Origin of the sequence: Natronorubrum halalkaliphilum, assembly GCF_009834785.1 — an archaeon.
Taxonomy (GTDB): Archaea; Halobacteriota; Halobacteria; order Halobacteriales; family Natrialbaceae; genus Natronorubrum; species Natronorubrum halalkaliphilum.
Genome location: NZ_WUYX01000003.1, coordinates 97703 through 108899, shown reverse-complemented (window position 1 = coordinate 108899; position 11197 = coordinate 97703). Strand labels below are relative to the sequence as shown.

Genomic DNA, 11197 nt, shown 5'->3' with positions numbered 1-11197 from the left:
TCATTGTCTGCTTGCTGCTGTTTGCTAGGCACATTCACAGCAAGCAGACGTTCTAACTAAGCGGCTTTGTGAAGTACTGAGTATCCGATCCCGAACGTCAGGAGTACTAACGAGAGACCGAACAAGAGGTGACATCGCCGTTCGACCGTCGGATCCATAACTCGATGTATTCCGACTGATCCCAAATAACCATGTCAGCAGTTCGTTGAGTATCACAGGACTCGATATGAGGGCTGACGAAACGCCGAGAAGCAACGCGGACGCACGTATAAGACGGTCTCGGTGATTTGCTGAACCAGCAAACCGTGGCCTATTTGACGGTAACTGACGGAATGTATTGCGTGCAACACGGAGGCTCCGGGGATTCGGTAGACATTTTCCAACTTCTCGCTGACGAGTACGCACGGAAGATCCTCCTCGCCGCGGATAGTGGACCGAAGACCGCAAAAACACTCAGCGAGGAGTGTGACGCCTCACTAACGACCATCTACCGCCGCGTCTCGGTGCTACAAGAACACGAACTCGTCGAGGAACACCACACCGTCGATTCCGACGGCTCTCACCGAAGCGAGTTCGAAACGTCACTCGAGGAGCTTCACGTCACGATTAGCGACGGAAAACTCTCGCTGACAGTCGAAACGCGCGACGATCTCGCGGACAACTTCACGTCACTGTGGAGCGATCTTCGGGGAGGTGACTGATGGAAGTCTCGTTCCTCCTCTCGAAGGGAATTACGCTCGTGTTGAGCCTCATCGTCGCATATCTTGCGTACCACGGTTACCGGCGAAGCGGGCAGACGCCGATGCTGTACGTCTCCGGTGGATTCGTCTTCATCGGCGTCGGTGCGATCTGTGAGGGCCTCATCTACCAGCTATTCGGTACGACGATCGCGTCCGCAGCGCTCGTACAGGGGGTCATTGTCTCGAGCGGCATGGTACTCGTCATTCTCTCACTTCGACGACAGTAATACGAATTGCGGCGGCGATAGTTTCTCCCTGAAATGCTGCAATTTTTCCGAGCCAGGGAATCGCCGGACGGCGTTTATGAATCGGCTCGAAATACCGAGCTATGAACCGGCGTACGTGCCTCCAAACGATCGTCGCCTCGAGTTTCATCGCCACTGCAGGCTGTCTCGAGTCGCTGTCACCGGGTGACGAGGAGTCAACTCGTTCACGCGCGGATGGCGTCACGCTCGGGCCACCGGAACAGGATTTGAGCGAGGCGTCGCATCCGAGCTACGGTGAGGAGTTTCCAACGGTCGAGTTCCCTGACCCGTTGACGGGCGAGACCGTCTCGACTGAGCAGTTTGTCGGCGAGCGGACGACGCTGATGACGTTCTTTTATACGTCGTGTCCGGACGGCGCGTGTCCCGCGCTTCTCTTGCGGTTGCGACGAGCGCAGGAGGTCGCGGCTGAAGAAGGCTACGGGGACGACGCTGCCTTTCTCGGGATGACCTTCGACCCCGAACGCGACACCGAAGACGAGTTACGAGCGTATGCCGAGCAGCAGGGCGTCAATCTCGACGCTGGAAACTGGCACTTCCTTCGCCCAAAGGAGTACGAGGATGCAAAAGCGAGCCTCACTGATCAGTTCGGACTGCCACTCGAGAAACGGGACGCCGACGAGTACGAGAATCTCGAGTACATGTTCCCTCACTACAACTACATCTTCCTCGTCAACGAACAGGGACGCATCGAGCGTGTGTATCCGGACGGGGCGACCGTCGATCCGTCGCAGGTGGTCGACGACTTCGAAACGGTGGTGACAACGTAGATGCGACGGCGAGATGTCCTCGCTGGTCTCACCAGTGTCGGGGTCGTCGGTGGTGGTGGCGTACTGGCGGTCCGTGGCGTCCCCTCGTTCGAAACCGGGAGCGACGACCCGGAAGCGACGGATGGAGCGGGGGCGACGGCTCCCGATTCGATCACGATAGAAACGGTCGAGGCGCCTGGCAGCGAGGCAGGCGAGGTTCGGATTCCGGCGCCCGAGCGGGTGACGTTCGTCGATTTCTTCGGAACGTGGTGTCCGCCGTGTATCGAGCAGATGCCCGCACTGGCCGAGGCGAACGATCGCATTCGATCGGACGTGCTGTTTCTCTCGGTTACGAATGAGGCGGTCGGCTCGTCCGTCACCGAAGACGAACTGGTCGACTGGTGGGACGAACACGACGGCGACTGGCTGCTCGGACTCGACCCGACCGCCGAACTGACCTCGCGGTATCTCGCGGGCGGCTACCCCTCCGCCGTCGCGATCGATACGGGTGGACGCGTTCAGTGGTCCGATTCCGGTGTCAAAACCGCAGACGAACTCGTCGCAGGGATCGAACGAGCGCTCGAGGCGGAGGCAGGGACGTAACCGATGCTCGACGCCGCGTTCCTCTCGGCGATCGGATTCGGACTTACCGCTGGTCTTGCAACCTTCTTCAGTCCGTGTGCGTATCCGTTACTGCCGGGGTACGTCGGGTTCTACGTCAGTCAGACGGACGGTGACGACGCCTCGCTCGGTGGCGCGCTCCTCCGCGGTGGGGTCGCCGGCATCGGTGTGCTGGGGACGCTCGCTGTCCTTCTGGGAGCGACGTTCTGGCTCGGCCAGTCGACGGTCTCACAACTCACGTTCTTCGAGTCGCTCGTCGGCGGGCTGCTGGTGGGTTTCGGAGTGCTCGTCCTGCTGGGCTGGGTTCCGTCGCTGTCGATCCCCCTTCCAGAACGCCGCTCGAGCGTGCTCGGCTTCGGAATATTCGGGGCGGGCTACGCGCTCGCTGCAGCCGGGTGTGTCGCCCCCGTGTTTCTCGCCGTGGTCGCCCGTGCGCTATCGCTGCCGGCCGACGTAGCGGCAGTCGTGGTAGCGACGTACGTGGGCAGCGTCGTGGTGTTGATGCTCGGGATGACCGTCGCGACCGGGATGGGGCTGGTCGCGGGTGCGGGACGACTCGCGGCGTACGCTGGCCATCTGAAGCGACTCGCCGGCGCAGTGATGATCGTCGCCGGAGCCGGCCAGCTCTACCTGGCGCTCGTCGTCTACTGACGACAACCGGTCAAACGGAACACATCGTATCACGGCCGCGAGCCGATCGGTGGCCCGACGCGTTCTATCGTTTTGCCCTCTCTCGGTGGCGAAATATTGCGACGATTCCCTCGCTGTTCACTACCGCAGCGACGATGGCAAACGTCCCAATCCAGTGAACCGCCTCGGGGTCAAGCCCCGAGGCACTCGCCTTGCTTTCTCTGTAGAACGCTATCGAAAACGTGGTCATCGTCGATCCCTGCATTCTTTGGGTGTGTTAAACACTCTCGGTTGCTCACGCTGCGTGGAGACGAGAACGCGAACTGCGCTCAGTCGTGATGGTCGTGGTCGTGACCGTGATGATGGTCGTGTGCCTCGGGCCCACGACGGACGAACTGTCCCGCAAACGCCCGATCGACGACCTCCGAGAGCGCGGGATGGACGTGGACCGACTGGCGGATATCCCAGACGGTCCCCGTCCCCGCGTTCATCGCGACGACGACCTCCTCGAGGAGGTTCGACGCCTCGGGACCGAGGATGTGACAGCCGAGAATTTCCCCGTTCGGCTCGATGAGCACCTTCACGAATCCCTCGACCTTCATCGCGCTCCCGCGGGCGGTATCCTCGTACCGGTACGTCCGTGTGGCGTACTCGCGGTCGTCCGCTTGCAATTCTTGCTCCGTGACGCCGACGCCAGCCACCTCCGGCGAGCCGAAGACCGCGAAGGGCATCGCCGTGTAGTCGACCGGTTCGAGGTCGTCGCCGAACAGATTCCGGACGACGGTGCCGGCCTCGTGGTTCGCGTTGTGTTTCAGCAGGTACTCGCCGACGATATCGCCGAGCGCCCACACGCCCTCAGCCGTGGTTCGCAGGTACTCGTCAGTCTCGACGAACCCTCGTTCGTCGGTCTCGACGCCCGTCGCCTCGAGGTTCAGCAGATCGGTGTTTGGTCGACGACCAGCCGCGATCAACAGCGTGTCGCCAGTGACGGTCACGTCCTCGTGCTCGGACGGGTCGGGCCAGGCGGGCGGATACGGACGCGCTTCGACCGCGACCCCGCCGTTGGACTCGGACGCACTGACGGCTTCGTAGCCCGTGTAGACGTCGAACCGGTCGGCATAGCGCTCGGTGAACGCTGTGGCGACCTCCTCGTCGGCCTGCGGCAGGAGGTGTGGGCGACGACCCACGATCGAGACATCGCTCCCGAACGTGCCGAAAAAGTGCGCGAGTTCGGCCGCGATGTAGCCGCCGCCGACGACCACGAGGTGATCTGGCGGCACCTCGAGTTGCAGCGCCTCCGTGCTGGTGAGGTAGTCGACCCTCTCGAGGCCGTCGATCGACGGAATCGTCGGTCGCGTCCCGGCCGCGATCAGGACGGTCTCGGCGGAGGCACGCGCACCGGCGTCGCGGCCGTCGACGATTTCGACCGTCCGATCGTCGACGAACCGGCCTTCGCCCTCGAGGAGCGTGTGCTGGCTCGACGTTCGGAGCCCGTGGTGGATCGACTTGGCGCTCTCGGAGACGTCTGCGTTCACCTCGCGGACGATATCGGCAAAGTCGACGTCGGTCACGTCGGCGAGGATCCCGAACTCGTCGGCGCGCTCGACGGTTTTCATCACCTCGGCGTGGTAGAGCAACTTCTTCGAGGGAATACAGCCCCGGTTGAGGCAGGTGCCTCCGAGCGGTCCTTTCTCGACGACTGCGATGGACTGTCCGCGAGCGGCCGCCGCACTCGCGACGTCGAGTCCCGACCCCGAACCGATCACGAGAAAATCGAACGCTCCGTCGGTCGATTCCATACGGGCCGTCACGCCATCCAGTACCGTTAAACCCACACGCGCTTGGTCCCCGTCGCTGGTGGGTTCCGTTGCGGCGCGCGATTCCGATCGTGTGTCGTCGAGCCGTTATCGACGAGCCACGACTGCCAGCGTCTCCGGCCGGTCGTGAACGCGGTCGACGATAAAGTCCGAATCCTCAAGTTGAGCCACGACATCGTCGACTCCGAACCGTTCGTCGACGTCGGGGCCGTCCTCACCCGTCCCGTTGGCGGACCAGTCGACGGTCACGAGGCGTCCGTCCGGCCGAATCACGCGGGCGAGTTCCGTCATCGTTTCATCCGTGGCGTACTCGTGGTGTGTCATCGTTGAGAAGGCAGCGTCTAGTTCGTCGTCTTCGAAGGGGAGCGCGTCGACACCGGCCGTGACCAGTTCGACGCCCGCTGCGACCCCCACCTCACGATGGTACTCGTGCATCCCCTCTTGTACGTCAACCGCGTACACCGTGTCGACGAAGGGCGCGATGTCTCGCGAGTAAAAGCCCGTCCCCGATCCCAGGTCGGCGACGACGTCCTCGGCGTTAGGTGCAATCATTTCGAGCAACTCCTCGCGCGAACAGAAGCGATACCGCGACGGATCCTCGAGTTTGTCGGCGCGCTCGACGGGAAACGTGTGAAATCCCATACGGATATATTTGTGCGGTAGTCACAAGAGTGCACGCATTTGCGTTCGGGCGCGGCGATCGCGTCCTCAGCCGTCGAACCGGAGCAGTCGCAGGCCGATCAGGCTGACGAGGACGGTCGATCCTTCGTGGCCGACCACGGCGACCGGGAGCGGGATCCCGGCAGTAAGAATCGCGATCACCATGATTCCGATCGCTCCGAACGCGATGGCGAAGTTGATGTACAGCGTGCGTCGCGTCTCCTTGCTGAGCGCGAACGCGTACGGAAGCCGGTCGAGTTTATCCGACATGAGGACGATATCGGCCGTCTCGAGCGCCACGTCGGTCCCGGCACCGCCCATGCCAACGCTGATATCGGCGGTCGCGAGCGCCGGGGCGTCGTTGACGCCGTCGCCGACCATCGCGACGGCCTCGTGGCGCTCCTGGAGCGCTTCGATGTGGTCAACCTTCTCTTCGGGGAGTAACTCCGCGTACACCTCGTCGATCCCGAGTTCGTCGGCGATGTACTGGGCGACTCGCTCGTTGTCGCCCGTCAGCATGACGATCTGTTCGACGCCGCGCTCGCGGAGTTTCGCGATCATCTCGGCCGCGTCGGGGCGGATGGTGTCGGTGAACGCGAGCCAGCCGAGGACGCGCAGGCCCTCGTCGGTCTCGCTGACGACGAGGACGCTCGTTTTCCCGTTTGCCTCGAGGTCGCGAACCGCCTCGAGCCCCGTCTCGCGGCCGTCGATCGGACGATCGGCCAGAACGGTCTCGACGTACCGCGGATTTCCGATGTGGACCGTCTGGTCCTCGACGGTCGCATGGACGCCCTTGCCGACGACCGCCTCGAAGTCGCTGGTATCGGGCACCTCGAGGCCGCGCTCCGCGGCAGCCTCGACGGTCGCCTCGGCGAGGTGGTGTTCCGACCGGGCCTGGACGGCCGCCGCGATAGCGAGCAGTCGGTCGTCGACCAGCGAGTTGTTCTCGAGGGCGCTGTCCACGAGCAGGTCGCTGCCGATCGCACCGCCGTCGGTAGACAGGGCGCCCTCGCGAGCGCGGACGTCGGTCAACCGCGTGTTGCCCTCCGTCAACGTCCCCGTCTTGTCGAAGGCGATGGCGTCGACGTTCCCCGCCGTTTCGATGTGTTCGCCGCCTTTGAACAGGACGCCCTGTCGGCCGCCGGCCGAAATCGCGGAGAGTACCGCAGCCGGCGTCGAGATGATGACCGCGCAGGGAGAGGCGGCGACCATGAGCGTCATCGCGCGGTAGAACGTTGGCTCGAACGAGTGGTTCAACAGTGCGATCGGCAGCGCGATTGCGACGGCAGTCATCGCGAAGACGCCCAGCACGTAGGGCTGCTCGAAGCGGTCGATGAGCTGCTGGGTCGGCGCGCGCTTCTCCTGGGCCTCCTCGACCATCTGGATCAGTCGAGAGATCGCCGACTCCGTGGCTTCTCGAGTGACCCGCACCTCGAGGCTGCCCGTCTCGTTGATCGTCCCGCTGAACACCTCGTCGCCGGATTCTTTCGTCACGGGAACGGACTCGCCGGTGAGCGACGACTGATCGACCGTACTCTGACCGGACTCGACGACCCCGTCGAGCGGCAGCCGTTCGCCGGGGCGCACGACAAACACGTCGCCGATCTCGACGTCGTCGATCGGCGTCGTCGCTTCCGTCCCGTCGCGAAGGACCTGCGCCGATTCCGGACGCATGTCGACCAGCGACTTGATCGCGGTTCTCGAGCGGCCGATCGCGTACTCCTCGAGGACGCCGGAGAGCGAGAACAGGAACAGTAACATCGCTCCCTCGAACGGCGCTCCGATGTAGAGCGCGCCGAGTGCTGCGATGATCATCAGCAGGTCGATCTCTATAGCGGGTTCTCGTAACGCGGCGATACTCGCTTTGAGCCCGTACCAGCCGCCGAAGACGTAGGCGACGGTGTAACTGGCCCAGACGACCGACGGGGGCGCGTCGAACCAACTGCCGAGGAGTCCGATCGTCATCCCGAGGAACGTCAGGACGACGAACACCGCCTGCCGCCGAACGTCCAGCCGATCCACCAGCGCTGTCGACCGGTCTTCGGCGAGCGACGCGGAACCCGATGGCGTCTCCATACGAATCGTTGGGAGCCGTCGTGGATAAGCGTTCACGTGGGTTGATGAAAGTGGGAACTCGGCTGATCCGACACGCTCTGCCACGATAGAGTATTGTTTAGTTCACACAATTTAAGGGCGACGAGGACGTACGAGGACGTAATGACCGACTCACTCGAGGAGGAGCGAGAGCAGATCCGCGAGCAGAAGAAACGAGAACTCCAGGAGCGGCTCGAAAACGGCGGCGATCTGGGGGCAGACGGGAGTGCCACCGCCCCAACGCCGTCAGAACCGATCGCGATCGACGGATCGGGTCACCTCGAGGAGGTCGTCGGCGAACACGACGTCGTGCTCGTCGACTGCTACGCCGACTGGTGTGGCCCCTGCCAGATGCTCGAGCCGACGATCGAATCGCTGGCGGCCGAGACCGACGCCGCGGTCGCGAAAGTCGACGTCGATACCCACCAGCGGCTGGCACAGCAACTGGGCGCTCAAGGCGTCCCGACGCTCGTGCTGTACGCCGACGGCGAACCGGTCGAGCGAATGGTGGGCGCGCAGAGCAAGGGACAACTCGAGGGGCTGATCGAACAGTACAGCTGATTCGGACTGACTCGTTTTCCTGTGAGTCACTCCGGGCGGTCGGGCGTGTGCGGCGCCGATCCGCCGTTCAGTCAGTATCGAATCATCTCGAGGTCATCGACAGCTTCGAAGTCGCCGTCTCGGGTCACGATCGACGCGCCGTGGCGGCGACAGACGCCGGCGATCATGACGTCTGCAACCTTGATTTGGTTCCCGTTCGCGAGTAGTTCCGCGTGGATTTGTGCCGCCTCACGCGTCGCGCCGGCGTCGAACGCTAACGGTTCCGTCCAATCGAGGCTCTCCGAAACGACGTCGGTCGACCTAGTGTCGGACCACGCTGCATCCCGATACAGTTCAAAGAGCACGATCGTCGGGACGTAGTACGCAGGTTCGTCTCGCCCTTCCAGAAACGACCGCGCGGCGTCCTGTCCTTGAAGATAATCGACCAAAAACGACGAGTCGAGCGCGATCATCGCTCGCTGGTGCGTCGTTCGCGCCGCTCGTCGAACGCGTCGTCGAGGTCGTCGCGCGTACGGCCGGCGGCTTCGTCGAACCCATCGTCGTCGGCGAGCGCGCCGAATCCTTTCATAACGTCCTCGTTCGATTCGGTAAGCCGTATGACGGTGTCCGTGAAGCTTTCGTCCTTCCGTTTGTGCGACTTGAGCCGCTCGTATGCCTCCTCGGTAATCGTCAGGGTTTTCGTGGCCATGTGTACACGTACGGGCACACGTACATCGTGCCGCTCAATAAGTACGTCGGTCTCGGCGGTACGCCGCACACGAAACGTCAGTCAGCGCCCGCGGCCGACGTCTCCGAGGCGGCGCGCTGGCTGCGCCAGTAGCCCTGGGCGTAGGCCCCGACGAACATGCCGGCCAGCGCCCAGAGAATCGTGACGTTGCCGACGCCGAGGCTGGCGTAGGCCGCGCCGGGACAGATCCCCGAGAGACCCCAGCCGACGCCGAAGATCGCGCCGCCGATCAGGACGTTTCGGTCGAACGATTTCAGCCGTCGGCCGTAGGTGTTGCCGGTCAGCGGGGCGTGGTCGAGCAGTCGCGGCACCAGCGCGAAGGCGATGCCAGTGACGACCGCTGCGCCGCCCATGACGAACAACAGCCCGAAGTCCTCGAACTGGAGGAAGTTGAGGACGACTTCGGGGCGGGCCATGTGGCTGAAGCCCAGCCCGAACCCGAAGATCAGGCCGCCGACGAAGATCAGCGGCATGAACAGGGGATGTCGATCCGCCATGGCTACGGACTCACCCCCAGTGCCATCACGACTTGGGCCGTTCCGATCGCCACGGCGAGGAACGTCATCACGCCGACGATCGACGTCCTCGAGGCCGAGCCGACCCCACAGACGCCGTGGCCCGAGGTACAGCCCTTGCCGATCCGGGTCCCGATGCCGACGAGGATCCCGCCCAGGAACAGCCGCCAGGGCTGAACGTCCGTCAACCAGAGCGAGAAACCGCCGACGTCGTACAGCTGTCCGGTCGTACCGGACTCGTAGAGCCCGCTCGAGACCAGTCCAGACTGGAACGTTAGCGCGTAGACGAACGCGCCCGCGACGATCCCGAGCGTGAAGACGACCCGCCAATCCCGCGAGGAGACGTAGCGCTGGAACCGTGACCGGTCCGAAACGTACGACAGCGTCGACTCGAGAAACGTGCTTGCGCCGGCCGGAATGGCGGTCCCGAGGTAGATGACGACGGCGCCGAGGCCGACGAGCAGCCCGCCGACGGCGTAGCGGCTGATCCCGGCGGGGAACAGGGATTCGTACAGCGCGGGTGCGAAGAGTTCAGTTACCATTCGGCTGCTGAATGTGGTTAGTCACCGGCCAGCGACTCCTGGCTGGCGGCGCAGTTGTTCGGACCGAGCTCGAGTTCGAACGCTTCCTCGTCGCCGGTCTCCTGCTGGCCGAGGTTCGTCGCGATGATCTCCTCGTAGTTAGCCGGACGGGGCGGCATATCCGAGAGGATCAACTCGACGAACTCGTCTTCGTCCATCGTCAGGGCGGCCATGTCCGCCTCGAGCTGGCCGATCGGTGCCGTGTACGTGCCGTCTTCGGCGGGAACGGCCGAGTCGCTGAAGTGGGCGCCGCCGACGAGGGTGTCGCCGGGCAGCGAGAGCACGCGCTCTTGCAGCGATTCGTAGAGCTGTTTGGCGGCGTCTTCGGCGCCCTCGTCGCCTTCCTCTAAGTCGGGGCGAGCGACGCTCTCGACGAACAGGCCGTCGCCGGTCGCGAGCAGCGAGTCGCCGATCAGGTACGAGGTCATCCCGGACGTGTGGCCGGGCGTAAAAACGGTCTCGATGGTGGCGTCGCCGACCTGGAACTCGTCCCCATCCTCGGCCAGCGTCATCTCGTCGGCGTAGGTGACGCCGCGGTCGACTGCGGCCGCGGGGATAACGCCCTCGACGCCCTCCTCGGCGAGGTTTCGAAGGCCCGAGATGTGATCCGCGTGGACGTGCGTATCGATCGCGTACTGCAGGTCGACGCCGAGTTCCGCAGCATCCTCGAGGTAGCGATCCGTGAACGCACGCAGGGGGTCGATGACGGCCGCCTCGTCGCCGTCGGAGACGAGGTAGCCGAGACAGCCGCTCGAGGGGCGCTGATACTGATAGAGGGCTCCGGAACCGTCGTAGCGTTCGACTTCGACGCGCTCGTAGATGCGCGCCCAGCCGTTCATCCCCTCCTCGAGGTGGTGTACGTCGTAGCCGCGCTCTTTGAGCGAGCCCGCGACGAACTCGCTGGCGCCGCCTTTGGCACAGAGGACCGTAACCTCACGGTCGTCGGGAACCTGTGCAAGAACGTCGTCGTCGATCACCTCGTCCAGGAAGTGGAAGTACGGAACGTTGACCGACTCGACGGTCTCGCCGTCGATTCGCCACTCCTCGTAGTCCGACTCCATTCGGGCGTCGAGAAGCGTGACGTCTTCACCCGCGTCGATGCGTCCTTTCAGCTCCGTCGGCGTCACCGACTCGATCTCGACGTCCGGCGTTGGAAAGTCCATGTCGTCCATGTTGTACACTTCTCAGTACCGGGCTCGACCACTTAAGGTTTTGCATAGTATTTCCCATTATGTACAA

The 11197-nt window shown here is 63.7% G+C and carries 15 protein-coding genes; 6 read left to right on the top strand and 9 right to left on the bottom strand.

Annotated elements, in window-relative coordinates; translation table 11 throughout:
* The first annotated feature begins 341 nt into the window (after positions 1-341).
* The 5 genes from GS429_RS00710 to GS429_RS00690 all read left to right on the top strand — a co-directional run bounded on the left by GS429_RS00710 (position 342) and on the right by GS429_RS00690 (position 3024).
* The gene (locus GS429_RS00710; RefSeq protein WP_141465452.1) at positions 342-701 is read left to right on the top strand and encodes an ArsR/SmtB family transcription factor; all 360 of its coding nucleotides are present in this window, start codon (positions 342-344) and stop codon (positions 699-701) included.
* The gene (locus GS429_RS00705; RefSeq protein ID WP_160061734.1) at positions 701-967 is read left to right on the top strand and encodes a DUF7521 family protein; all 267 of its coding nucleotides are present in this window, start codon (positions 701-703) and stop codon (positions 965-967) included. The genes GS429_RS00710 and GS429_RS00705 overlap by 1 nt, the downstream gene beginning before the upstream one ends.
* Before the next feature lie 101 nt (positions 968-1068).
* Positions 1069-1773, top strand: a complete 705-nt coding sequence (locus tag GS429_RS00700) for an SCO family protein (RefSeq protein ID WP_160061732.1) — start codon at positions 1069-1071, stop codon at positions 1771-1773.
* Positions 1774-2355, top strand: a complete 582-nt coding sequence (locus tag GS429_RS00695) for a TlpA family protein disulfide reductase (protein WP_160061730.1) — start codon at positions 1774-1776, stop codon at positions 2353-2355.
* Between the two features lie 3 nt (positions 2356-2358).
* Positions 2359-3024: a cytochrome c biogenesis protein CcdA gene (locus GS429_RS00690; RefSeq protein WP_160061728.1), complete on the top strand. Its 666-nt coding sequence runs from the start codon at positions 2359-2361 to the stop codon at positions 3022-3024.
* Positions 3025-3088: 64 nt separating this feature from the next.
* On the opposite strand, the gene GS429_RS21660 is transcribed toward GS429_RS00690, so the two are convergent.
* The 4 genes from GS429_RS21660 to GS429_RS00670 form a co-directional block, all read right to left on the bottom strand.
* Positions 3089-3253 (bottom strand): hypothetical protein, encoded by a 165-nt coding sequence (locus GS429_RS21660; protein WP_201293922.1) that lies wholly within the window; start codon positions 3251-3253, stop codon positions 3089-3091.
* 79 nt (positions 3254-3332) lie between these two features.
* On the bottom strand, positions 3333-4802 hold the full coding sequence (locus GS429_RS00680) for a dihydrolipoyl dehydrogenase (protein ID WP_160061726.1): 1470 nt from the start codon (positions 4800-4802) through the stop codon (positions 3333-3335).
* Between the two features lie 105 nt (positions 4803-4907).
* Positions 4908-5462 (bottom strand): class I SAM-dependent methyltransferase, encoded by a 555-nt coding sequence (locus GS429_RS00675; protein WP_160061724.1) that lies wholly within the window; start codon positions 5460-5462, stop codon positions 4908-4910.
* Between the two features lie 66 nt (positions 5463-5528).
* Positions 5529-7556 carry a heavy metal translocating P-type ATPase gene (locus tag GS429_RS00670; protein ID WP_160061722.1) on the bottom strand — a complete coding sequence of 676 codons (2028 nt, stop codon included), beginning with the start codon at positions 7554-7556 and terminating at the stop codon, positions 5529-5531.
* A 141-nt stretch (positions 7557-7697) separates the two neighbouring features.
* Between GS429_RS00670 and GS429_RS00665 the strand changes: the two genes are divergently transcribed.
* Positions 7698-8135 carry a thioredoxin family protein gene (locus tag GS429_RS00665; RefSeq protein ID WP_160061720.1) on the top strand — a complete coding sequence of 146 codons (438 nt, stop codon included), beginning with the start codon at positions 7698-7700 and terminating at the stop codon, positions 8133-8135.
* 71 nt (positions 8136-8206) lie between these two features.
* On the opposite strand, the gene GS429_RS00660 is transcribed toward GS429_RS00665, so the two are convergent.
* The 5 genes from GS429_RS00660 to GS429_RS00640 all read right to left on the bottom strand — a co-directional run bounded on the left by GS429_RS00660 (position 8207) and on the right by GS429_RS00640 (position 11130).
* Positions 8207-8587 carry a type II toxin-antitoxin system VapC family toxin gene (locus GS429_RS00660; RefSeq protein WP_160061718.1) on the bottom strand — a complete coding sequence of 127 codons (381 nt, stop codon included), beginning with the start codon at positions 8585-8587 and terminating at the stop codon, positions 8207-8209.
* The gene (locus GS429_RS00655) at positions 8584-8823 is read right to left on the bottom strand and encodes an antitoxin VapB family protein (protein ID WP_160061716.1); all 240 of its coding nucleotides are present in this window, start codon (positions 8821-8823) and stop codon (positions 8584-8586) included. Before GS429_RS00655 ends, GS429_RS00660 begins: the two co-directional genes overlap by 4 nt.
* Positions 8824-8900: 77 nt before the next feature.
* Positions 8901-9359: a YeeE/YedE family protein gene (locus GS429_RS00650; RefSeq protein ID WP_328821172.1), complete on the bottom strand. Its 459-nt coding sequence runs from the start codon at positions 9357-9359 to the stop codon at positions 8901-8903.
* 2 nt (positions 9360-9361) lie between these two features.
* The gene (locus GS429_RS00645) at positions 9362-9919 is read right to left on the bottom strand and encodes a YeeE/YedE family protein (protein WP_160061714.1); all 558 of its coding nucleotides are present in this window, start codon (positions 9917-9919) and stop codon (positions 9362-9364) included.
* A 17-nt stretch (positions 9920-9936) separates the two neighbouring features.
* On the bottom strand, positions 9937-11130 hold the full coding sequence (locus GS429_RS00640) for an MBL fold metallo-hydrolase (protein WP_160061712.1): 1194 nt from the start codon (positions 11128-11130) through the stop codon (positions 9937-9939).
* Positions 11131-11197 lie beyond the last annotated feature (67 nt).